The sequence below is a fragment of the Streptomyces sp. NPDC059567 genome (genome assembly GCF_042735655.1).
Lineage (GTDB): Bacteria > Actinomycetota > Actinomycetes > Streptomycetales > Streptomycetaceae > Streptomyces.
On sequence record NZ_JBHWBS010000109.1, the window covers coordinates 2441 to 25809 of the forward strand.

17 protein-coding genes and 1 riboswitch are annotated in these 23369 nt (G+C 72.7%); of the genes, 10 read left to right on the top strand and 7 right to left on the bottom strand.

All coding sequences use genetic code 11. The annotated features are described in order from the left end of the window. Window positions 1–175: 175 nt before the first annotated feature. The 6 genes from ACFVZW_RS32110 (at window position 176) to ACFVZW_RS32135 (ending at window position 6525) form a co-directional block, all read left to right on the top strand. Complete coding sequence (locus ACFVZW_RS32110) at window positions 176–916, top strand: MerR family transcriptional regulator (protein ID WP_384528825.1); 741 nt, start codon at window positions 176–178, stop codon at window positions 914–916. An 86-nt stretch (window positions 917–1002) separates the two neighbouring features. Beyond that, entirely contained in the window at window positions 1003–1386 is a 384-nt protein-coding gene (locus ACFVZW_RS32115; protein ID WP_384528827.1) for a hypothetical protein, read from the top strand. Between the two features lie 62 nt (window positions 1387–1448). Beyond that, the gene (locus ACFVZW_RS32120) at window positions 1449–2483 is read left to right on the top strand and encodes a PLP-dependent cysteine synthase family protein (RefSeq protein ID WP_384528830.1); all 1035 of its coding nucleotides are present in this window, start codon (window positions 1449–1451) and stop codon (window positions 2481–2483) included. Further along, window positions 2480–3727 carry an MFS transporter gene (locus ACFVZW_RS32125; RefSeq protein WP_384528833.1) on the top strand — a complete coding sequence of 416 codons (1248 nt, stop codon included), beginning with the start codon at window positions 2480–2482 and terminating at the stop codon, window positions 3725–3727. Before ACFVZW_RS32120 ends, ACFVZW_RS32125 begins: the two co-directional genes overlap by 4 nt. 138 nt (window positions 3728–3865) lie before the next feature. After that, the gene (locus tag ACFVZW_RS32130) at window positions 3866–5059 is read left to right on the top strand and encodes a PP2C family protein-serine/threonine phosphatase (RefSeq protein WP_384528836.1); all 1194 of its coding nucleotides are present in this window, start codon (window positions 3866–3868) and stop codon (window positions 5057–5059) included. A 212-nt stretch (window positions 5060–5271) separates the two neighbouring features. After that, window positions 5272–5419, top strand: a riboswitch (cyclic di-AMP (ydaO/yuaA leader). 11 nt (window positions 5420–5430) lie between these two features. Next, window positions 5431–6525 carry a M23 family metallopeptidase gene (locus tag ACFVZW_RS32135; RefSeq protein WP_384528839.1) on the top strand — a complete coding sequence of 365 codons (1095 nt, stop codon included), beginning with the start codon at window positions 5431–5433 and terminating at the stop codon, window positions 6523–6525. Window positions 6526–6781: 256 nt separating this feature from the next. Here the strand turns inward: ACFVZW_RS32135 and ACFVZW_RS32140 are convergent, their stop codons facing one another. The 4 genes from ACFVZW_RS32140 to ACFVZW_RS32155 form a co-directional block, all read right to left on the bottom strand. Beyond that, on the bottom strand, window positions 6782–8089 hold the full coding sequence (locus ACFVZW_RS32140; protein ID WP_384528842.1) for a PrsW family intramembrane metalloprotease: 1308 nt from the start codon (window positions 8087–8089) through the stop codon (window positions 6782–6784). 58 nt (window positions 8090–8147) lie between these two features. Next, a complete protein-coding gene (trmB, locus tag ACFVZW_RS32145) occupies window positions 8148–8867 on the bottom strand; it encodes a tRNA (guanosine(46)-N7)-methyltransferase TrmB (protein ID WP_384528864.1) in 720 nt (239 codons plus the stop codon). Window positions 8868–8999: 132 nt separating this feature from the next. After that, entirely contained in the window at window positions 9000–10211 is a 1212-nt protein-coding gene (gene lhgO, locus ACFVZW_RS32150; protein WP_384528844.1) for an L-2-hydroxyglutarate oxidase, read from the bottom strand. A gap of 69 nt (window positions 10212–10280) precedes the next feature. Then, a complete protein-coding gene (locus tag ACFVZW_RS32155) occupies window positions 10281–11807 on the bottom strand; it encodes an MFS transporter (protein ID WP_384528847.1) in 1527 nt (508 codons plus the stop codon). A 587-nt stretch (window positions 11808–12394) separates the two neighbouring features. Between ACFVZW_RS32155 and ACFVZW_RS32160 the strand changes: the two genes are divergently transcribed. Continuing rightward, window positions 12395–14539: an asparagine synthase-related protein gene (locus ACFVZW_RS32160; RefSeq protein ID WP_384528850.1), complete on the top strand. Its 2145-nt coding sequence runs from the start codon at window positions 12395–12397 to the stop codon at window positions 14537–14539. 64 nt (window positions 14540–14603) lie between these two features. Here ACFVZW_RS32160 and ACFVZW_RS32165 read toward each other — a convergent pair whose 3' ends face one another. Both ACFVZW_RS32165 and ACFVZW_RS32170 read right to left on the bottom strand, forming a co-directional pair. Beyond that, window positions 14604–16592 (bottom strand): sigma-70 family RNA polymerase sigma factor, encoded by a 1989-nt coding sequence (locus ACFVZW_RS32165; RefSeq protein WP_384528853.1) that lies wholly within the window; start codon window positions 16590–16592, stop codon window positions 14604–14606. A gap of 216 nt (window positions 16593–16808) precedes the next feature. Then, a complete protein-coding gene (locus tag ACFVZW_RS32170) occupies window positions 16809–17567 on the bottom strand; it encodes a TetR/AcrR family transcriptional regulator (RefSeq protein WP_384528866.1) in 759 nt (252 codons plus the stop codon). A gap of 358 nt (window positions 17568–17925) precedes the next feature. Here ACFVZW_RS32170 and ACFVZW_RS32175 point away from each other — a divergent pair, with 358 nt between their 5' ends. Together ACFVZW_RS32175 and ACFVZW_RS32180 are read left to right on the top strand one after the other, a co-directional pair. Further along, window positions 17926–19290 (top strand): NAD(P)/FAD-dependent oxidoreductase, encoded by a 1365-nt coding sequence (locus ACFVZW_RS32175; RefSeq protein WP_384528855.1) that lies wholly within the window; start codon window positions 17926–17928, stop codon window positions 19288–19290. A gap of 107 nt (window positions 19291–19397) precedes the next feature. Continuing rightward, window positions 19398–21023 (top strand): SpoIIE family protein phosphatase, encoded by a 1626-nt coding sequence (locus ACFVZW_RS32180; RefSeq protein WP_384528858.1) that lies wholly within the window; start codon window positions 19398–19400, stop codon window positions 21021–21023. Between the two features lie 16 nt (window positions 21024–21039). On the opposite strand, the gene ACFVZW_RS32185 is transcribed toward ACFVZW_RS32180, so the two are convergent. Continuing rightward, on the bottom strand, window positions 21040–22317 hold the full coding sequence (locus tag ACFVZW_RS32185; RefSeq protein ID WP_384528869.1) for an MFS transporter: 1278 nt from the start codon (window positions 22315–22317) through the stop codon (window positions 21040–21042). A 142-nt stretch (window positions 22318–22459) separates the two neighbouring features. On the opposite strand from ACFVZW_RS32185, the gene ACFVZW_RS32190 reads away from it, so the two are divergent. After that, complete coding sequence (locus tag ACFVZW_RS32190) at window positions 22460–23026, top strand: MarR family winged helix-turn-helix transcriptional regulator (RefSeq protein ID WP_384528861.1); 567 nt, start codon at window positions 22460–22462, stop codon at window positions 23024–23026. The last annotated feature ends 343 nt before the right edge of the window (window positions 23027–23369 follow it).

Consider the following 23369-nt stretch of genomic DNA (forward strand, 5'->3'; position numbering starts at 1 on the left):
TGGTGCTTCTGTGTTGCTCTGGGTGATAAAACCCCTGTGGTCGCTGTTACAAACCCGGCCCCCGCAACTCTTTATAAAACTACGGCCGTGATCCATTCACTGGATCCGGGCCTTCGTCGTGTCGCCACCCATCGGGCTTGACCTTTACGCAGCGTCAAGATCTAGCGTTTTCCCCATGGAGTGGTCGATCCAGGAGATCGCCAAGAAGGCCGGCACCACCAGCCGCACTCTCCGGCATTACGGAGAGCGCGGACTGCTGGAGCCGAGCCGGATCGGCGCCAACGGTTACCGGTACTACGACCAGGCGGCGCTCGTGCGGCTGCAGCGCATCCTGCTGCTGCGCGAGCTCGGGCTCTCCCTGCCCGCCATCGCCGAGGTCCTGGAAGGTCAGCGGGACACGCCCGCGGCTCTGCGCACCCATCTGCTCCTCCTCGAACAGGAGCGGGAGCGGATCGGGCGGCAGATCGAGGCGGTGCGGACCACTCTCCACAAGACGGAGAACGGAGAGGAACTCATGGCGGAAGAAGTGTTCGACGGATTCGATCACACGCAGTACGAGGAGGAGGTCACCGAGCGCTGGGGCCGCGACGCGTACGAGAAGGGCGACCGCTGGTGGCGCTCGCTCAGCGCCGCACAGAAGCAGGCGTTCATGGACGAGCAGGCCGGCATCGCCCGTGACTTCGGGCAGGCGGCCCGGGACGGCCTCGCCGCCGACAGCGACGAGGTCCAGGAGATCGCACGGCGCCAGGTCGCGTGGCTGTCGACGACCACGACGCCGACGAAGGAGTACGTGATCGGCCTCGGCCGGATGTACGTCGACGACCCGCGCTTCGGCCGGAACTACGACCAGCACGGCGAGGGCACCGTCCTCCTCGTCCGCGACGCGATGAAGGTCTACGCGGAGCGGAACATGTAGGGCTTCGTGCCCGAAGTAAACGGTGTCCGAAACCGGGCACGCCTCTTTGCGGCGACGCACCGGCGCACCGTAATGTCGCGCGCACCATGCGTGACGAGGCAGTGATCGACGACGTACGACGGCGGGCGCCCGCCGTCCTCGTCCTGCTCGCGCTCCTCGCCCTGCTGGCGAGTGTCTGCCACGGGACGCACGGGCATCATCCGCTCGCCTCCCCCGACGGCACGGCCACGGTCACCGCCCCCGCCCTCCCGCACGGCTGCGAGCGGCCCGGGGAGACGTGGTCCTTCGACGTCCATCTGCCCGCCCAGACGGTCCCGCAGCCCGCGGCGCCCGATGCCGGCGCAGCCGTACTCCTCGCCGACGCCGAGGTCTTCCCCGCCGATCCGCGTGCGCGCTGCGTCCGTGACCGGGCGGGACCCGGCCCAGAGCCGGGCCGGCTGCTGATCGCCCTCGGAGTGAACCGGAACTGAGCCGGGTCGCACGACACGACCAGGCTCCCCTTCGGCGTACCCACTTCAAGGACGTACTCCTGATGAACAACCTGCTGCCCGTCGCCGCGTTGTCCTCCCTCGCCGCGCAGACCGTCGGCAACACCCCGGTGCTGTGGATGGACGACGGCTACTGGGCCAAGCTCGAAGGCTTCAATTTCGGCGGCATCAAGGACCGCGCCGCCCTCCACATGGTCGAACAGGCCCGCCGCCGCGGAGAGCTGCGTCCCGGCGCGCCCATCGTCGAGTCGACCTCCGGCACGCTCGGTCTCGGCCTCGCGCTGGCGGGCGTGCTGCACGGCCATCCCGTCCATGTCGTCACCGACCCCGGTCTCGAGCCGATCGTCGAGCGGATGCTCGTCGCCCACGGTGCCACCGTCCACGTCGTGCCCGAGCCGAGCCCGCGGGGCGGCTGGCAGCAGGCGCGGATGGACCGGGTGGCGGAGCTGCTCGCGGCACTCGACGGGGCGTGGTGGCCGAACCAGTACGGCAACCCCGACAACCCCGAGGCGTACGCGGGGCTGGCCGGCGAGCTCTCCGCGCAGCTCGACCGGATCGACGTCCTGGTCTGCGCGGTGGGGACGGGCGGGCACTCCGCGGGCATCTCCCGCGCGCTGCGTGCCACGTCCAGCCCCGCCCTGGAGCTGGTCGGCGTCGACAGCGTCCACTCCACCGTCTTCGGCCTCCCGGCGGGCGAGCGGCTGATGCGCGGGCTCGGCTCCTCCATCCACCCCGGCAACGTCGATCACGCCGCCTTCGACGAGATCCACTGGGTCGGTCCGGCCGACGCGGTCCGGGCGGCCCGGCGTCTGGCGTCGCGTCAGTTCGCCACGGGCGGCTGGAGCGTGGGCGCGGTCGCGCTCGTCGCCGGATGGCTGGCCCGCACCCGGCCGCGCGGGACACGGATCGCGGCCGTCTTCCCGGACGGGCCGCAGCGGTACTTCGACACGGTCTTCAGCGACGAGTTCTGCGCGGCGCACGGGCTGCTCGACGCCCCGCCGCGCGAGGAGCCGGCGGCGTACGAGGGCGATGCCCGGGTCGACGGCTGGACCCGCCGGGTCCTGGAGCGGGTCCGATGAGCGCCGAGGTCTCGGCCCCCGCCAAGGGCGGGATCCGGCGGCAGAGCCGTACCTTCGAGCCCGCGGTACGGCTGCTCTTCCTCAACCAGCTGACCATCAACCTCGGCTTCTACATGCTGATGCCGTACCTCGCCGCACATCTCGCGGACGGGCTCGGCATGGCGGCCTGGGCCGTCGGTCTCGTCCTCGGCGTACGGAACCTCTCCCAGCAGGGCCTGTTCCTGCTCGGCGGGGCGCTGGCCGACCGGCTCGGCTTCAAGCCGCTGATCGTCGCCGGCTGCGCGCTGCGGACGGCGGGCTTCGGGGCGCTCGCGTTCGCCCAGTCGCTGCCGGTGCTGGTCGCCGCCTCGGTGGCGACGGGTCTGGCGGGGGCGCTGTTCAACCCGGCCGTGCGGGCGTATCTCGCGGCGGAGGCGGGGGAGCGGCGGGTGGAGGCGTTCGCGCTGTTCAACACGTACTACCAGGCCGGGATCCTGCTCGGACCACTGGTCGGGGTGGCGCTGACGGGGGTGTCGTTCCGGCTGACGTGCGTGGTGGCGGCGGTGCTGTTCGCCGTACTGACGCTGGTGCAGCTGCGGCATCTTCCGGTACGGGGGAAGGCGGCGGAGGGGGTCGAGGAACGGGGCCAGTTCCGTACGGTGCTGACCAACCGCACCTTCTGGCTGTTCTCGCTGGCGATGACCGGCTCGTACGTCCTGTCCTTCCAGGTCTATCTGGCGCTCCCGCTCGCGGCGGACGGCACGGCGGCGACGACCGCGCTCTTCGTGGTCTCCGCGCTCGTGGCGCTGGCCGGCCAGCTGAGGATCACGGCCTGGTGCCGGCGCCGGCTGAGCCGCGAGCGCTGCCTGGTCCTCGGCCTGGTGCTGATGGGCGTGGCCTTCCTGCCGCCGGTGGCCGTTCCCGGGCTCGCGGGCCTGCTGCTGTGCGCGGCGGTCCTGGCGGTCGCGAACGCGGTGCTCTACCCGTACGAGATGGACACGGTCGTCGCCCTCTCGGGCGGGCGGTGGGTCGCCACGCACTACGGGCTCTACAACACGGTCTGCGGGATCGGGATCACCCTCGGGAACCTGGGGACGGGCGCGCTGCTCGATGTGACCGGGTGGTCGGCGACGCCGTGGCTGGTGCTGTGCGGGGTCGGGCTGCTGTGTGCGGGCGCGGTGGGGGCGCTGGGGCGCGGCGGACGGCTGAGCGCGGACGCGCGCCCGGGCTCGGACGTGGACTCGGACTCGGAGGCTCGGGGGTAAGGGTCGGGGGCGCGCGGAGGTGAAGGGCGGGGGCTTAGGGGTGAGCGGCTGAGGAGGTGTCACCCACTCGGCCGAGCGGGGGTCGCCGCGCGGCGCGGCTCCCGCCACCCTGGGGAGGGCGCGGTACCGTCCGTCGCCGTGTACGGACCGGGCAGGAGAGCACAGGTGGGGCAGGGGCAGCGAGGCGCGGGCGGCGACGTGAACGGGCGTCCGCGGCCGCGAGCCGAGCGGGCCCGGCGCTTCATCCGAGCCCTGCCCCCGCTCGTCATCCTCGGCGGCGTCGTCTTCGACCTCTCCACCCCGCCCTCGTACACGGCGGCCCCGATGTTCTCGGCCGCGCCCCTCATCGCCGCCCCGTTCTTCTCGATGCTGACGACCCTGCTCACCGGCATCGCGGCGATCCTCGCCGGCGTCGCTCTGCACCTCTACAACCACACCGCCTCCGAAGTACCCTCCCTCACCGAGACGTTCACCGTCGCCACCGTCGCCGCCCTCGCCCTGCTCATCAACCGGGTCGTGCTGCGCAGCGGCGAGCGGCTCGCCTCGGCCCGGGTGATCGCGGCGACCGCCCAGAAGGCGGTCCTGCCGACACCGGCCGAGCGGATCGGCGGCCTTCAGGTGGCGGCTCGCTACGAGGCCGCACAAGCGGACGCGTTCATCGGAGGCGATCTGTTCGCCGTCCAGGACACGCCGTACGGGGTGCGGCTCGTGGTGGGTGACGTGCGGGGCAAGGGGCTGGACGCGGTCGAGGCGGTCGCCATCGTGATCGGCGCGTTCCGGGAGGCGGCCGAGCAGGAGGCGACCCTCGAGGGCGTCGCGCAGCGGCTGGAGCGGGCGCTGGCCCGGGAGGGCACGCGCCGTTCCAGCCTCGACGCCTTCGAGGGGTTCACCACCGCCGTCCTGGCCGAGATCCCGCGCGTGGACGGGCGCGTACGGGTGGTGAACCGCGGTCACCCCGAGCCGCTGCTGCTGCATGCGGACGGGGCCCTGGAGCTTCTGGCGCCGAGCGAGCCGGCGCTGCCGCTCGGGATGGGCGAGTTGGCCGCCTGGCCCGACCGGGCCGACGAGAGCGCGTATCCGCCGGGCGCGACGCTGCTCTTCTACACCGACGGTCTCTCCGAGGCGCGCGACTCCACGGGCGCCTTCTACGATCCGGCCGAGCGCCTCTCGGGACGGATCTTCCCGGGGCCGGAGGAACTGCTGGACGCGCTCGTCGACGACGTCCGCCGGTACACGGGCGGCGGCTCCACGGACGACATGGCGCTGCTCGCGGTGAGCCGTCCGGCGACAGGGCAGCCGGAGCGGCGGCGGACGATGCCGGTGGTGCCGTGACCATCCGTAGTGGAGAGGTACCGCTGCGATAACAATTGATACACCGTCAGCTCCACGTCTTTCACTCGGGGGTTTACTGAAGCGGGGTCAAATCGGGCTGTACTGGCTCAATCTCTTGAACGATCAGTCGGAACGGCTTGGAATCCCGCCCTCCTGTCTATTAACGTTCGATAACGCAGCGCGGTCGTCCCAGCCGTCGCAAGAGACGGCACCGTGCGCACGCGCCGAATCCTGAAAGGGAACCGGGGAACCACCACTTGGGGTGAATCGGGCACCGTCGCACCCGTGCGGCACCGCCCGTAGGAGACCTTCCTGCTCCGAACCCGTCAGCTAACCCGGTAGGCGAGAAGGAAGGAAAGGAGTACGCCTCCGTGGCGTCCAACACCCCTGCCCCCGAAGACACCTTCGACGGGTTCCAAGCGTTCGGTGCGCCGGGCGCCGCCGGTACGGACGACGCCACCGCGTGGGGGGAGTGGAACCCCACCGAGGACTCCCTTCGCCAGCAGGCCCGCTCCGGCGGCCGCCACCGGGTCGTGAAGCAGCGCTCGGCCTTCGCCCGCTCCTCCACCGTCCTCGGCGTCGGTGTCATCGCGGCCGTCGGCGCGGGTGGCATGGCCACCGCCAAGGACAAGCCCCCGGTCTCGATATCGCTCCCGGACCTGAACCTCCCGGACGCCTCCGAACTGCCGGGCGTCGGCGAGCTCATCTCCGACGAGGACGGCGCCGACGGTACGGGTTCCGGGACGAACAACCCGCAGCCGCTCACCGCCTCCCTCACCCTCCCGGCCGACAGCGCCGAGAAGACCGACGGCGGCTCCGCCTCCGAGTCCACCGCCGACGCCGGCGAGGCGCTGCGCGCCCGCATCCTCCAGCAGGCCGAGCAGCAGCAGGCCTCCGCCGACGCGGCCGAGAAGGCCGAGGCGGAGAAGCAGGCGGCGGAGAAGGCCGCGGCAGAGGCGGCGGCGAAGGCGTCCGCGGCCGAGAAGGCCGCCGCCGAGGCGAAGAAGAAGGCGGAGGCGGAGGCGGCCGCGAAGGCCGAGGCGGAGCGCCTGGCCAAGCTCGCCGCGAGCTACTCCCTGCCCACGTCCTCGTACACCCTCACCTCCACGTACGGCCAGTCCGGCTCCATGTGGTCCTCCGGCTACCACACCGGCCTCGACTTCGCGGCTCCCACCGGCACCCCGGTCAAGGCGGTCCACGGCGGCACCATCAAGTCGGCGGGCTGGTCCGGCTCGTACGGCTACCGGATCGTCCTGGAGCTGGAGGACGGCTCTGAGGTCTGGTACGCGCACCTGTCCTCGATGACCGTGAGCGTGGGCCAGTCGGTGGGCACGGGCGACACGATCGGCCGCGTCGGCGCGACCGGCAACGTGACCGGCCCGCACCTGCACCTGGAGGTCCACACCGCGGGCGGCGACGGCATCGACCCGGCGGCCTGGCTCCGGGGCAAGGGCCTGTCGGTCTGATCCGGCCGGGAACGCGAGGCCGCAGAGGCCGCTGAGCCTTCGACGCGCCCATCGCGCTCTTCGCGCGGGGGCGCGTCTCTCGTGCGCGGCACTTCGACTCCGGCAGTCCTGGCGGCACCCCCCCCGACGTCAGGGCTGCCGGAACACCCCTTCCCCCGCCGTGCCGTCGGCTTCCGGCTTCCGGCATCCGCGGGCCGTCGGCTTCCGGCCGCGCTCGACCTGCGCCCCACCGACCGACTCGGAGTCGGCCCCGCGTCTAGCTCCGGTACGGGTTGTAGCCGCCGTAGTCCAGGTACTGCGGCGGTGCCCAGACCTGGCCCGTCGCGCGTGCCGCATAGGTCAGGGCGGGGGAGGCGACCGCCTTGCGCTGCCAGAGGTGGTGGAGCAGCTCCTGCTCGCGGGCGATGAAGTCCGGGCCGCCCGCGCCGCGCAGGGCGCGGTGGCGCAGGAAGGCGAGGGTCGTCGCGAACACCTCGTACTCCCCGACCGCGACGGCGGCCGGCGGGCCGTACGTGCGGCGGGCGAAGTCGCGGGCGAGGGACCGGGCCCGCATGGAGGAGAGCGCGAGCGGCTCCGCGGGGGAGAGCCAGCCGGCCGCCGCGTACGCCGGGAGCTGCCCGGATATCGTCCGCAGCTCCCGCTGCCTGCTCCATATCGCCAGCCACGTCAGCAGACCGAACGCGGGCACCATGAAGATGCCGTACACGACGATGAAGCCCCACGGTCCGAGGACCGTCGCCGAGCCGTTCCACAGGGCGTGCACGCCCATCGAGAGGACGAGACCGGTCACCGGCAGCAGGACACGTCGCACGCGCTGACGCCGGGTGGCGAGGGCGGCGAAGCCGAAGCCGAGGCCGGTGAGCACGGTGAAGAGCGGATGCGCGAACGGCGACATCACGATCCGTACGAAGAAGGTGCCGGCGGTCATCGAGCCGATGCCGGACGTACCGATCTCCTGGTCCTCGCCGAACGCCCGGCCGAGATAGAGGATGTTCTCGGTGAAGGCGAAGCCGCTGGCGGTGAGGCCGGCTATCACGACGCCGTCGACGAGACCGGTGAAGTCGCGGCGGCGCAGCAGGAAGATCAGCAGTACGGCGGCGGCCTTGGCGCTCTCCTCGACCACCGGTGCCACGACCGTGGCGCCGAGGGTGTCGGCGGAGGCCGGGTCGGCCGTGGCGGTGGCTATCCAGCGGACCGCGAAGGAGTTGGCGATGATCGAGACGAGCGCGGCGGCGAAGGCGCCCCAGCAGAACGCGAAGATCAGGTTCCGCCACGGGCCGGGTTCGACGCGGTCGAGCCAGCGGAAGGCGGCGACCAGCAGGGGGACGGGCAGGACGGCCAGGCCGAGGCCGACGAGGAAGCCCTCGGTGCCGGTCTGGTCCCGCACGATCGCGAGGATCACCAGCGCGCAGAGCGTGAGAAGCGTGACCACGGCGATCGCCCGGACCACCTTGCTGCGCCAGAACGCTCGGCGGGGCCGGTAGCGCCACTGGGCGCGGTCCGGGACGGCCGGGAAGGCGGGCTCCTCGGTGTCCCGGGCAGGGACGGGCACGTGGTTCGACACGTGAGCGACCCTAACGACAGGGACTGACACCCCGCGAGGGAGTTCCGCCCTCGAAGTCCTACTTCCTGGCGAAGAGCAGGTCGTGCACGACGTGGCCCTTGTCGAGGCCCTGCCCCTCGAAGCGGGTGAGGGGACGGAAGGCCGGGCGGGGCGCGTAGCCGCCGTCGGCCTGGGTGTTCTCGAATTCAGGGTGAGCGGAGAGGACCTCGAGCATCTTCTCGGCGTACTCCTCCCAGTCGGTGGCGCAGTGCAGGACGGCGCCGGGCTTCATCCGCGTCGCCAGCAGCGTGAGGAACTCGGGCTGGATCAGGCGCCGCTTGTGGTGGCGCTTCTTGGGCCACGGGTCCGGGAAGTAGACGCGGCAGCCGTCGAGGGCGTCGGAGGCGAGCATCTCGCGGAGCAGGATGACCGCGTCGCCGTTGGCGACCCGGACGTTCTCCATACCGCCCCGGTCGGCGAGACCGAGGAGGTTGCCCTGGCCGGGGGTGTGGACGTCCACGGCGAGGATGCCGGTGCCGGGGTCGGCGGCGGCCATCTGCGCCGTGGCCTCGCCCATGCCGAAGCCGATCTCCAGAACGACCGGGAGACCGCCGAACATCTCCTTCAGGTCGAGGACCCGCTTGCCGTCGATGTCGAGGCCCCAGTCGGGCCACCGCTTGAGCATCGCCTCGGCCTGCCCCGCGGTGACGCGGCTGCGGCGGGGCTGGAAGCTGCGGATACGCCGCTCGTGGTGCGACCCGGCGGGATCGGGCAGGGGGCCTTCCCCGGCGGCGAACATCCGACTGCCCCGCCGGGCGACGACGGGCTCGGCGACGGGGTGGGTGGCGACTTCTCGAGACTCAGACACAATGCCCCCAATTCTACGGGCGCGCTCACCCCACTCCGCTGTGGCGAGGACTACAGGCGAGGACTACAGGAACGACAACACCCTCGTGGCGATCTCGCGGCCGATCGGGAGGGACGCCGTCGCCGCCGGGCTCGGGGCGTTCAGGACGTGGATCGTCCGCGGGGCCTCGCGGATCAGGAAGTCGTCCAGCAGCGTGCCGTCCCGCAGCACCGCCTGCGCCCGCACCCCCGCGGGAGCGCGCCGCAGATCCGTTTCCTCCACCACCGGCAGCAGCCTGCGCACCGCCTCCGTGAAGGCCCGCTTCGACAGCGACCGGCGCAGCTCACCCGCTCCGTACCGCCAGTGCTCCCGCGCGATCTGCCACGACCCGGGCCATGCCAGCGTCCCCGCCAGGTCGCCGGGCCGGACGGCCGACCAGCCGTACCCCTCGCGGGCCAGCGCCGGCACCGCGTTCGGCCCCACGTGCACGCCGCCGTCGACGCCCCGCGTCAGATGGACCCCGAGGAAGGGGAAGGCCGGGTCGGGCACGGGATAGACCAGGCCGCGCACCAGTGACGGGTCCGCCAGCTCGTAGTACTCCCCACGGAAGGGGACGATCCGCATCCCCGGCTCGTCGCCCGCGAGCCGCGCCACCCGGTCGCAGTGCAGCCCCGCGCAGTTCACCAGGACCCGGCCCCGCACCACCCTCCCGGCGGCCGTGCGGACGGCGACGCCCCAGGGCCTGCGGTCGACCGCGGTGACCTCGGAGCCGTAGAGGATCCGCGCCCCGGAGGACTCGGCGAGCTGCGCCGCCACCGCTCCGTAGTCGCAGATCCCGGTCGTGCCGACATGGATCGCGGCGAGCCCCCGCACCCGCGGCTCGTACTCGCTGATCTGCGCGGGGCCCAACTCGCGCACCGGGATGCCGTTCTCCCGGCCGCGCTGCACGAGCGCATGCAGCCGGGGCAGCTCGTCGCGCGCGGTCGCGACGATCAGCTTGCCCGTGACCTCGTACGGCAGGCCGTACTCCGCGCAGAACTTGACCATCTCGGCCGCCCCCGCGACCGCGAACCGTGCCTTCAGGGACCCCGGACGGTAGTAGATCCCGCTGTGGATCACGCCGCTGTTCCGCCCCGTCTGGTGGCGGGCCGGGCCGTGCTCCTTCTCCAGGACCGTCACGCGGGTGCCGGGCGCGGCGCGGGTCAGGGCGTACGCCGTCGACAGACCGACGATCCCGCCGCCGACGACGAGCACGTCGCAGTCCACGTCGCGTACGGACCGTGCGGACACCGACACCTGCACCACCTCCCACCCCGATAGTGCACTGACCCACTGACAATCCCGTTAAACCCGGTGGGACACGCGTCACGCCGGAGTCATCAGCAGTGGACGGGCCCGCTCGCGCAGCTCGATGACCCTCGGCTCGTCCCCGTACGGCTCGAGACGGTGCAGAAGATCCCGTACGTACTCGGTGGTGCGGGCGGACGAGATCCGGCCCGCCACCTCCACCGCGCGCGTGCCCGCCGCGCAGGCCGCGTCCAGATTGCCCGACTCCAGCTCGGCCACCGCCGACACCACGAGCCGCAGCCCGTGGGAGCGGACGAACTCCTCCGTCGGCCGGGACAGCGCCTGCTCGGTGAAGCGGCGCACCTGGCGCGGTGCCTTCAGGTCCCGGTAGCACTCGGCGGCGTCCGCGCAGAACCGGTCGTACGAGTAGAAGCCCAGCCACGACGGGTCGGCGTCGCCGTCCCGTGAGCGCTCCAGCCAGCCCTCGGCCGCCTTGAGGGCGGCCGCGGGGGGCGGGGCGGCGGGGGGGGCGGCGGCGCCCCCCGGTGCGCCCCCCCCCCCCCCCGCGGCCGCGTGGGGGGCGCCCGCGGCGGCCGGCCCGTCGTTGGCCTTGGCGTGTGCCCGGGCCTCGACGAGCCGGAAGAAGGACATGGTGCGGGCGGTGGCGAGCCCGCGGTTGCGCTCCAGGGCGGCCTGGGCGAGGTCCACGCCCTCGTCGGCGAAGCCCCGGTAAGTGGCCTGGAGGGACATGGAGGCGAGGACGTATCCGCCGAGCGGCACGTCGGCCGCGGCGCGCGCCAGCCGCAGCGCCTGGATGTAGTAGCGCTGGGCGGCCTCCTGCTGGCCGGTGTCGAAGGCCATCCAGCCGGCCAGCCGGGTCAGCTCCGCCGTCGCGCCGAACAGCGCCCGGCCGACCTCGTCCGAGTACGAGCCGAGCAGCAGCGGTGCGGCATCGACCCGTAAGCACTCCGGGACCATCGAGGAACGCCAGTCGCCGCCCCCGTACTTGGAGTCCCAGCGCCGCGCGTCCTCGGCCGCCTCGCGGAGCTTGGCGACGTCGCTGTGCCCCACGCGCGCGTGGGGACCGGTCTCGGGTCCTTCGGGCACCGGGCCCTCGGCGGGTTCGAGCAGGCGCTCGACGGATGCGTCGGCGGGCGTTATCAGCCACCGGGAGGCGGGGGTCGCATAGGCGCTGACCGCGAAGGATCCCGCGAGCGACTGCCAGATCCCGCCACCACCGGCCCGTCGGCCCGCGAGGTCGAGCCGGTACAGCTCGGTGGCCGAGCGGACCGCCTCACCCACGTCACGCGGGAAGGCGAGACCCACCTCGGGCGCCGGGTCGGCGTCGGCGAGGCCGATCTCGTGCAGCGGCACCGGCCGGCCGAGCTTCTGGCCGATCGCGGCGGCGATCAGATGCGGCGCGGCGCCCTGCGGCACCATGCCCTTCGACACCCAACGGGCCACCGAGGTCTTGTCGTAACGAAGCGTCAGACCTCTTTGTGCCCCGAGGTCGTTGACGCGCCGGGCCAGGCCGGCGTTGCTGATTCCCGCGAGGGCGAGAACCGTGCCGAGCTTTTCGTTCGGCCCGCGTTGCTCCCTGGACATGACGCCACCCCTCGACACCCAAGACGGCCGCCACGACGCCGGGCATAGGCGTGCGGCATTCGTAAACACAGCGTAGTTCGCCGCATCCCTACCGTTAAGGGGCGGAGTTCCGTATGGCGGGATTGTTGTGTGAACAGACGGATGGGGGACGGATGGCGTAGCGGCGTCGGCGCGTGGAGCCCGGGGCGGCGCCCGTGGGGCGGCTCCGGGCGCGTGCTCCGGTTGTGTGGCCGTGCGCCCGGCCGTGCGCTCTCGCCCGGTCGGAGCGGGAGCGCTTCCATGAGTGCTGCGTGGGTCGGCCCACCCGGCTGTGGACCGGTGGGCTGGGGGATACCGTCGCCCCGCTCCCCGCGGGCGGCGGACGGCTCCGGGAGGCGGACAGCGCCTCCCGGACTGCCGGACTCTCCCCGGACGGTCGGCTTACTCCTGGCGCCGCCGAGAATGGCCGAATGACGACGGTGGGCGAACCGGCCGCAACTGTCCCATGCCAGGGGCGCATTCGCCTTTGCGCGCGCGACCCCGGAGCCCCTCCTGTGCGCCATTGTCGTGGCAGCATGTTCCTCCACTGAACTGACGTGGAGGCGCCGATGCGATGGCTGGTGGGCTGGAGCAGTGTCGCCGCGAGCTTCGGTCCGACGGGTACGGCCGGTGCCGTGGGGGGTGCGGCGTCCGAGGGGCGCACGGTCCAACCGGTGGGCGCACAGCTGCTGTGGGGTGACCCCGATCCCCTGTGGGCGGTCGGCGACTGGCGCCCCGACGAGGTGCGACTGATCGGCATCGACGCGCACACCCGCCTTGCCGTACTGGGGTGTTGCGCCGCGAGCGACGAGGAGCTGAGGGTCGGGCTCCTCACCGCGCGCGGGGGCGCACTGCGCCATCTCACCGCCTGGGCCGGCAGCTACACCGCGGTCGTGCAGGTCGGCCGCCGGATCACCATCACGGGCGATCTGGCGGGCGCCCGGCCGGTGTTCCACACCCCGTGGGCCAACGGCACGGCGTACGCGACCGCCGCCCTGCCCCTCGCGGACCTCATCGAGGCCCAGCTCGACATCGGGCATCTGGCCGCGCTGCTCGCATGCCCCGAGACCCCGGAGGCGCTGCGCGACTCCACCCCGTACGAAGGGGTGAAGCGGGTGCCGCCCGGGCACGCCCTGATCCTGCGCGAGGGCTCGCGCGAGATCACCGGGTACGAGCCGGTGGCCTCGCTCGCGGTCGCGGCGGCCGAGGTCGAGCCGCGCCGGGCGGTGGAGGGCGTACGGGACGCGCTGGTCGACGCCGTACGGGCCCGGCTCACCGCGCCCCGGCACGCGCCGGACTTCCCGCTGCCGGACCCCGGGCCCGTCCCCGGCATGGGGCCAGCCGAGCGGCGGGCGGCCCGGGGCGGCGGTCCCGCGCCCGGGATCGGCGCGGACCTCTCCGGGGGCAGCGCGTCGGGCACGCTCGCGCTGCTGGCGGCCGGCCTCCCGGGCGTGCCCGGGACGATCCTCGGGCACGGCACGGGCGCGGGGGAGCGGCTGCTCGCCGTCACCTTCAACGACCTCACCGCCCAGGGAGATCCGGGCGGTGCTCCGGGCGGTGCTTCGGGCCGGGAGGACGAGCTGGAGCGCGCCCGGGTGATCGCGGAGAACCCGCGGCTGCACCATGTGGTCGTGGCGGCGGGCGAGGAGGCGCTGCCCTACGCGGAGCTGGACGGTCCGCTGACCGACGAGCCGGGTCCCTCGCTCGTCGTCGCCGACCGGCACCGGCGGCGCCTCGCGGGCGGCAGCGCGGACCACTTCACGGGCCTGGGGGCCCGTCAGGTCCTGGACGCGCACCCGGCGCGCCTGGCCGATCTGCTGATGGACCGGCGGCGCAGGTCGCTGGTGCGTCCGGTGACGGCGCTCGCCAAGGCCACCGGCCCGTCGGCCGGTTCGCTGCTGGTGCCGCTGACGGTCTACCGGGCGGCGCGCCGGCTCGCCCGTACCCCCTACCGGTCGGGTCTGGAGGTGGCGGCGACACGGCTCCTGGAGGCGAACCGCCCGGGACAGGGGGCCTTCGGCCCCCTGGAGGCGTCCCTCTCCGCGCTGACCTGGTCCCGTCCCGGCCCCGCGGCACGCTGGCTCACGGGCGAGGCGCTGGCTGAAGTATCGGTTCGCCTGCACCGGGCCGCGACCCTGCCGACGTCGGTGCAGCGGCCGGGCGAGGCACGCGCGCGTGCGGCGCTCGCCCGGGCGGCGGCCGACCACCGGGTCCTGGAACAGGCGGCGGAGATCCGCAGCCAGCGGCTGCACGCGCCCTTCCTCGACAACCAGGTCGTACGGGCCTGCCGCGACCTCCCCGAATCGCTGCGGGTCCAGCCGGGTGCCCGGGCAGCCGTCCTGCGCACGGTCCTCGCGGGGGCGGGCATCCACGACCTCCCGGCGGGCTGGGGCACCCCCAACCCGGCGGTCCCGGCCTCGGCCGTCCGCGCGGGCCTGCGCGCCGCGCTCCCCGACCTCATGGCCCTCTTCTCGGCCCCGCTCCTCGCCGACGCGGGCCTGATCGAGGCCCGCGTGGTCCGCAAGGCCCTCCGCGCCGCCTCGGAGGGAGAACCGGTCCCCTTGGACGGTCTCGCCGACCTGGTCTCCACCGAACTCTGGCTCCACCGCCTCCTGGCCCGCCGCGGCACCTGCTGGACGGGCACGGCCGCCCCACCGCGGCAACGGGCGGTGGTGGGCCCGCTGGTGCCGTCGACGCGGTCCCTTCCGGCGTGAGGGTCACGGGCGGGAGGGGTACTGGTACCGGCCTGGGTTCTGAACTCGCCCCGCCGCCCCCGATTCAGGCGCAGCTGATCTGCGACTGCGCCCAGTCCGCCACCGCGGCCCGTCCGAACGGCGTGTGCTCCTCCACCACCAGGCGGATCGTCTTGCGGCCCGCGAGGCCCACATGGACCGGGACCGCCGGATCGCCCGGCCGGAGCACGTCGGAGCGCCAGAGCCGTTCGTGGTCGCCGTAGACGGAGAAGCGGATGCCGCCGACCCGGAGGGGCGCGCTGAGGTCGTCGATGCCGACGACCGCGTCATAGCTGCTGCACCGGCGGTTGAGGTCGATCGTGAGGGACGACGGCGCATGCACGCTCACGCCGTGCGCGTACCGCGTGCCGTCGATGGCCAGACCGTCGCGCTGCCACATCCAACTGCTGTCCCCGAGCCGTACCTCCGGCTTGGTGCCGTCGCCGAAGATCCCGTAGTCCAGTCGGTTGACCTGGTACACGGCGGGCGGAGCGGGCGGCGGTGTGGGCTTCGGCGGGCTGGGCTTCGGCTTCGGGGCGGGGGCCGGCGGGGTCGGCTTCGGGGTGGGCTTGGGGCTGGGCTTCGGCGGCGGAGGGGGTGGCGTGGGCGTCGGCGTCGGCTCCGGGGCCTGCACGGGCGCGACCGGCGGCGGAGTGGGCTCGGGGCTGGGCTTCGGCGGCGGGGTCGGCTCCGGGGGTACGACAGGGACGACGGCCGGCGGCGACGGCACCGGCTTCGCGACCGGCTGCGGATCCCCGGACAGCGCCCACACCAGACCGGCGGTCGCCGCGACGGCCACGGCCGCCGCGATACCGGCCTTCGCGGGGGCGCCGAGTCCCTCGGCCGCGGCGGCGGAGGACGCCCCGGCCGTGCTCGACGAACCGGCCCCCGTCGCGGCCGCGGCCGCACCGGCCCCGGCCGCGCCCGCCACACCACCGGCCACGACCCCCGCGGCCTTGAGGGAGTACCCGGCGGCGAACCAGCCGATGACGGCGACCGGCAGCAGCGCGGGGATCCCGGCGTTGACATGGGCCAGTTCACCGGCGGCGAGCCGGCACTTGGCGCACTCCTCCAGATGCTTGCGCAGCCCGCGCTCGGCCCGCATCCGCAGCCCGCCACGCGCATAGGCGCCGAGCCGGTCGGCATAGCGGGAGCAGTCCCCGCCGGTGGTCAGGGACTGGCTGACATGGGCCTGGAGGTACGCCTGCTTGAGGCCCTCGCGGGCCCGACTGGCGAGCACGGCGGTGGCGTTGGCGGTCAGGCCGAACAGCGGCGCGACCTCGCTCGGCGACTCCTCCTCGACGGTGGTGTGCCACAGCACGGCCTGCCACCGCTCGGGCAGCGAGCGGAACGCCTGCATGGCCAGGGACTGCTCGGCCTCGTGCATGGCCAGGACATCGGCACCGAGATCGAGGCCCGCCCCGAAGGACGCGCCCTGGTCGGAGACCTCGGAGCCGCGGGCGGCCTGCGTCGCGAACACCGCGAAGTCCTCGACCAGATGCTCCCGCTGCTGCGTCCGCGTCCAATTCGCGGCCACCCGCCGGACCGTGGTCAACAGATAGGCGCGGACGGCCTGCTCGGGCCCCGCCCCGCCCCGTACCGCCTGGAGTGTGCGGGCGAACACCTCCGCCGTCAGGTCGTCGGCGGTGTGCGCGTCACGGCAGCAGGTCCTGGCATAGCGCCGTACGGCCTCGGAGTGGCGGCGGAACAGCTCTTCGTACGCGCTGTCATCGCCTGTCCGCATCAGCTGGATGAGATCGGCGTCGGACGGCGGCAGTTCGACGGGGGGCGGCAGTACGGTGCCGGGCTCACCCGCACCGTCGCCGGCCGCGCCGAGCCCGCCCTCACGCTGCGGGGGCACGCTCGGATCGGCGGGCCCCGGTACGGCGAGACCCGGCGACGCGGCCGACCTGCCGGCGGGCGCACCCGACGAGCCTCCCGGCCCGCCCTGGCTCGGCACCTGCCGGGAAGGCAGGCCCCCGGTCTCCGTGGCACCGCCGCTGCCCCGCGGCTCGTCCCGACCGTCACCGCTCATCGCGGAAGCCCCCGTACGCACGCTCAGACCCGAACACCGGCCAAGCGTGCCACAGAGCGCAGGCGGGTCGAACCCTCCCGTCCGCTTACCACTCGTCCGGGGCGACTTCCTGTATCCGGGCGTAACCGCTCACCCGTTCGTGGAATGCTCAACGGTTCGCCCGGACCACTCGACGCCTCGACCGGCACCCGCTGGCGCAGGCCCGGCCGGCTCCCGCTACCGCGAGCGCAGGCCCTCCAGGAGGATGTCCAGGAGCCGTGCCGAGGCCGCCGCCTGCTGCGCCGCGTCCGGCAGCGCGGGCGCCGCCGTGGCTATGACCAGCAGGACATCCGCCACGGTCACGTCCGTCCGCAGCTCGCCCGCCTCACGGGCCCGGTCGACCAGCCGGCCGACGACCTCCAGGAGTTCCGCCGCTCCGGCGTCGTCCTGCTCGGCTTCCGGCACCGCCCGAGGCCCGAGCACGCGCTGCTCGGCCTGGTCGCCGAAAACCCGCTGATGCGGTACACGCGCCGCGTCCTCCGCCGACCGCGCCGGCAGCACCAGGTCGTCCGCGTCCACGCCCACCCGCAGGATCTGCGGCGGCAGCAGCCGTCCGGCACCCGAGGCGACCGAGGTGCGCAGGAAGCGGGAGAGCGCCGACCAGGGCTCTTCCTCCTGGCCGAGAGCGGCACGGGCCTGGTCCGTCAGCCGGGAGGTCTCCTCCTCGGCTATCCGCCGCACCAGGACGTCCTTGCTCGGGAAGCGGCGGTATACCGTGCCGACACCGACCCGGGCGCGACGGGCCACGTCCTCCATCGGCGCCCCGTAACCGAGTTCGCCGAAGACCTCGCGCGCCGCGCGCAGGACGTGCTCCAGATTCCGCTGCGCGTCCACGCGCAGCGGCGCCGAGCGGCCGACCGGCGCTCCCGTCCGTCCGTTGACCGAGCCGTCCGTCGTGCCGACGACGGCCTGCCAACGCGAATCCTGCATGTGCATAAGCGTTCCCCCGCTCATGATGTCTCCCCCCGGAGACTCCCCGCCCTGCTGACACGGGATTGTCCGGACCGTCCCACGCACTGGTCTAGGCGCAGCGATCCGATACCCCGACGAGGTACGAACATAGTTGAGTCGAGGTCAATTCAGAAGGGGGAGTTCCGTACGGTGCGCCCCCCGATCGGAGCAAGGGCCTGAACTCTCCCGATTATGACCCCCCGACTCACCCCCTGTGCCCGCCCTGACCTGCGCACTTCCCGCTGTACCCACCTCATGCGCCACCCCACGCCTCCACGCCCCACCGGTCACACAATTTGCCGGGCCTGTGGACAAACCCCGGACGGCGGTGCGTCATGGGACAGTGACCGAACCTGTGCGCATTCTCGTTGTCGGCGGTGGCTACGTCGGGATGTACACCGCGCTGCGCCTGCAGCGGCAGCTCAAGGCCGAGCTCAGAAGCGGTGCGGCCGAGATCGTGGTGGTCACGCCCGAGCCGTACATGACGTACCAGCCCTTCCTCCCCGAGGCGGCCGCCGGCTCGATCTCCCCGCGCCATGTCGTCGTCCCGCTCCGCCGCGTCCTCGACAAATGCCGGATCGTCATCGGCGAGGTCCACGCCGTCGACCACGCGAAGCGCACCGCGACGCTCTCCACCCTCGCCACCGAGGAGGAGGGCACCGGGACCATCCAGCTCACCTACGACGAACTGGTCATCGCTCCCGGCTCGATCTCCCGCACCCTGCCCGTCCCCGGCCTCGCCGACTACGCCATCGGCTTCAAGACCGTCGAGGAGGCCATCGGACTGCGCAACCACGTCATCGAACAGATGGACATCGCCTCCTCCACCCGCGACCCGGCACTGCGCGACGCCGCCCTCACGTTCGTCTTCGTCGGCGGCGGCTACGCGGGCGTGGAAGCGCTCGCCGAGCTGGAGGACATGGCCCGCTACACCGCGCGGTACTACCACAACGTCAAGCCCGAGGACCTGAAGTGGGTCCTGGTCGAGGCGTCGAACCGGATCCTGCCCGAGGTCGGCGAGAAGATGGGCAAGTACGCGATCCGAGAGCTGCGCGGCCGCAACATCGACGTCCGTCTCGAGACCCGCCTCGAGTCCTGCGAGGACCGGGTCGCCGTCCTCAGCGACGGCACGCGCCACCCGACCCGAACGGTCGTATGGACAGCCGGCGTCAAACCCGCACCCGTCCTCGCCGCCACCGACCTGCCGCTCAACGGCCGCGGCCGGCTCACGTGCACGGCACGACTGACCGTCGACGGAGTCGAACACGCCTGGGCGGCCGGCGACGCGGCCGCCGTCCCCGACATCACCGCGGACGAGCCGGGCGCCGAGTGCGCGCCGAACGCGCAGCACGCCCTGCGCCAGACCAAGGTGCTCGCCGAGAACATCGCCGCCTCCCTGCGTGGACAGCCGCTGAAGGAGTACGCCCACAAATACGCGGGCTCCGTCGCCTCCCTCGGCCTTCACAAGGGGGTGGCGCACGTCTACGGTCGCAAACTCAAGGGCTACCCGGCCTGGTTCATGCACCGCGCCTACCACCTCAGCCGCGTCCCGACCTTCAACCGGAAGGCCCGAGTCCTGGCCGAATGGACCCTGTCCGGCCTGTTCAAGCGGGAGATCGTCTCGCTCGGCTCGCTGGAACACCCACGCGCCGAGTTCGAACTCGCCGCCGCGCCCCCGCCGCCCAAGAACGGCCCGAAGCCCGACTGACACCGATGTCAGTGCGGTCGGTCACACTGGACGTGTGACCATAGGTGGGCTCACACCTGCACAGAGTGACTCAGCACGGCCAACGACACCACGAGGCATACAGATCCGTGAACTTCACCCGTTGGAGCGCCCGACTCCCCGGCACGCAGCGCCGCACGGCGGCGCGGGGGACCGAGGGCTCCGTGCCCGCGGCCCGCGGGGAGTACGAGCAGCAGCCTGAGCCCCTCCCCGACGAGGTCCCCGCCCTGGAGGACTTCTCCGTACGGGAGATCATCGGCCGACTCCCCGGCCTGGTCGCGCTCGTGCACGGCCCCGAGCACCGCATCGCCTACGTCAACGACGCGTACGCCGCCGCCTTCGGACCCCGCCCCACCGGGGCCACCGTCGCCGACACCTGCCCCGAGGCCCACGAGCTGGGCCTGCTGCCGCTGATGGACCAGGTCCTGCGCAGCGGGAAGCCGCGCACGGTCAAGTCCCGCAAGACCCAGGACGGCGGCTCGTACACGGTCACCTGCCTGCCCGTGGACTCCCCGCGCTTCGACGGCGGCGCCGTCCTCGTCCACGCCGCCGACGTCACCGACCACGCCGAGGCCGCCGAGCGGCTCCGTGCCAGCGAGCGTCGGCACCGCGAGACCGCTGTCACGCTCCAGCGCTCCCTGCTCCCGCAGGAGCTGGAGCAGCCCGACGACCTGCGGATCGCCGCCACGTACCAGCCCGGCGGCACGGACGCGGCGGTCGGCGGCGACTGGTACGACGTCATCACCCTCGGAGCGGGACGCACCGCACTCGTCATCGGCGACGTGATGGGCCGCGGTGTACGCGCCGCCGCCGTCATGGGACAGCTCCGCACCGCCGTCCGCGCCTACGCCCGGCTCGACCTGCCCCCGCACGAAGTGCTCCAGCTGCTCGACGGGCTCGCCGCCGAGATCGACGCCAGCCAGATCGCCACCTGCGTCTACGCGGTCCACGACCCCAACGAGGGCAAGCTCGTCTACGCCTCCGCCGGCCACCTCCCGATCCTCGTCAGGGACGAGGACGGCACGGTCCGCCGCGCCGAGGACCCGACCGGACCCCCGCTCGGCACCGGCGGCTGGCTGCACACCTCCGGCACGATCGCCCTGCCCCCCGGCTCCACCGCCGTCCTCTATACGGACGGTCTGGTAGAGCGCCGCCGCGAGGACATCGACGAAGGCGTCGCCGCACTGGAGCGCGCCCTGTCCGGCGCCCTCGGAACCCCGCAGGTCGTCTGCGACCGGCTGCTGCGCTCGCTCGGTGTCACCGCGGAGCACGACGACGACGTGGCGGTCCTGGTGGTCCAGCACCCCGCCCGCAAGGGAGCGGACGCCGAGCTCTTCCACAACGCTGCCCTGGAGCTCCTCGGCGGAGTGGAGGCCGCGCCACGCGCGCGTGCCTTCGCGTCGGGCGTCCTCTCCAGCTGGCGCTTCCCGGTCGAACTGCGCGACCTCGGCGTCCTCGCCACCAGCGAGCTGGTGGCGAACTCCCTCAAGCACGGCACTCCGCCGATGCGCCTGCGGCTGCGCCGCACCGACCGGCGTCTGATCATCGAGGTCACGGACGGCGACGACCACCTGCCGCGCCGCCGCAGGGCGGAAACGGAGGACGAGGCGGGTCGCGGAATCTCGATCATCGCGACGATCGCCTCGTCCTGGGGAAGCCGCCGTACGCCCGGGGGCGGCAAAGCGGTCTGGTGCGAGTTCGCCCTGCCCGACTAGGGCGTGGCCGGGGGCGTCAGACGGAGACGCTCTCCTTCTCCGGCAGGTGCTGGGCCACGACCCGGGAACTCCTCGTGGCCAGGGACGGCTGGTCCTGCACCGGCGTGAGCTGCTTGCCGAGCCGCAGCGCCAGGTACGTGATCCCGAGCGAGAAGAGCACGAAGGTCACGATGTACGGCCCGTGCAGCGAGGCCCCCATCGGCCCGCCCACGGCCGGTCCGACGGCCAGCGCGAGCTGCTTGACCAGAGCGAACGCCGAGTTGTACTGCCCGACCGCCGACTCCGGTGCCAGGTCCGCGACCAGCGGCGCCACCGTCGGCGACAGCATCGCCTCACCGAGCCCGAAGAGGGCGTACGTGGAGATGAAGGCCGCGGTCGCCGTCGCCTGGCTGCCGTGCCCGAGCCCCGCGTATCCCGCGATCACCCAGGCCACGGCCCAGATCAGACCGACGGCCGCGATCACCCGCGAGCGGCGACGACGCTCGACGAACCGCAGCACCACGAACTGCGCGACGACGATGACGGCCGTGTTGGCGGCCAGCGCGATACCGAGCGTCGACGGCTGAATGCCGGCGGCCTCGGTGCCGTACGCCGCGAGACCCGACTCGAACTGCCCGTAGCAGGCGAAGAACAGCACGAAGCCGAGAACGCACAGCTGCACCATGGCCTTGTGCCCGAGCAGCGCCCGGACGCCGCCGCCCTTGGCGGCAGCGGGGCGGGTGCCCTGCAGGGCGGGGGAGCCCGGCATCCGCACGGTCAGGACGATCCCGGCGAGCACCAGGAACATCACGGCTTCGATGGAGAAGAGAAGAAGGAAGCTGTCCGGCCGGCTCTCGTCGACGAGCTGGCCACCGATCAGACCACCGACGCCCAGTCCGAGGTTCTGCAGGAAGAACTGCATGGCGAAGGACCGGGTGCGGGTGGCCGGGTCCGAGCACCAGACGATCATCGTCGCGAGCGCCGGCTGCATCACGGCGGTACCGGCGCCCAGCAGCGCGGCCGAGCCGACGGCGGCGGGCACGCTCTCCGAGAGACCCATGCCCAGGGCGCCGAGAGAGGCGAGGACCGCGGCGACCAGAAGGACGGGGACCGGACCCCGCCGGTCGATGGCCCGCCCGCTGAAGGGCAGCACGACGAGTGCGGCCATGGCGAAGACGGCGAGCACGATGCCCGCCGTGGACGCGCCCAGGTCCCGCACCTGAGCGACATACACATAGAGGTACGGAACGGTGAAGCCGAGTCCGAACGCGCTCAGCGCGCTGCCTGCCTGGATCCGGCGCATCGCTGCACCCATCGCCTTGGTCACACTCACCCACTTCGATCGACGGTTCAGCGCTGTAGGCATCAACCGTGAAGACTTCAACAGTAAAATTAGATCCTTAACAATACACATGGAAGGACTTCAACGCCAACGACGACCGTGGGATACTCGCCGCATGTCCGACAACCCCGAGCAGCCCGGCCCGCAGCCCCTGCAGGAGCCGAGCCTCGACGAACAGATCGCGGCCTATCAGCGCGAGTTCCGCGAGCTCGACCCCCAGGTCGAGAAGGTGGTCTCCGCCCTGGGCCGGCTGAACCGGCGCATGAACGTGGCGTACGGCCGCCAGCTCGCCGACCTCGGCATCAGCAACGCCGAGTGGGAGGTCCTCAAGACCCTCGTCCTCGCCGGCGCCCCCTACCGCCTGGGCCCCGGCGAACTCGCCAAGCGCCTCGGCCTGACGCCTGCCGCCATGACCCATCGCATCGACCGCATGGCGGGCGAAGGTCTCGTGACCCGCGACCGCGACGAGAACAACCGCGTACGGGTGATCGTGGAGCTCACTGACGAGGGCCGCTCGAAGTGGCTCGAGGCGATGCGCATGGCGACGGACTTCGAGGAGAAGCTCCTCCAGGACCTGACGAGCGATGAGCGCGGCGGCCTCGGCGACATGCTGATCCGCCTGCTCCGCAGGGTCGAGCACACCCAGCCGGACGCCGGCGGCCGGCTCACCGACCTCGACTGAGGCACCAGGCGGGCGCCCTGCCGGCGGCGCCCGAAGGGGTCACCGGGCCGGGGTTGACACGCCCCCGCCGTATCCGTAGTGTTCTCCGAGTTGTCACGGGGCCGGAACGGTTCTGCGACAGCCACTCCCGCCGCTGATGCGGCACCTCTACTCAGCACGATCTCCCAGCCGGGACGAATTTCGGCATGCCGAAATTCATTTCGAATGGCTCGATTATGAGTCGCCCGGGAAATCCGCTAGAGTTTGAGCGTCGGAACGGCCCAACAGCCGCAAAGACAACCCACTCTGACTGGGAATCAGGCCCGAAAGGATCTGATAGAGTCGGAAACGCCGGAAGGCCGAA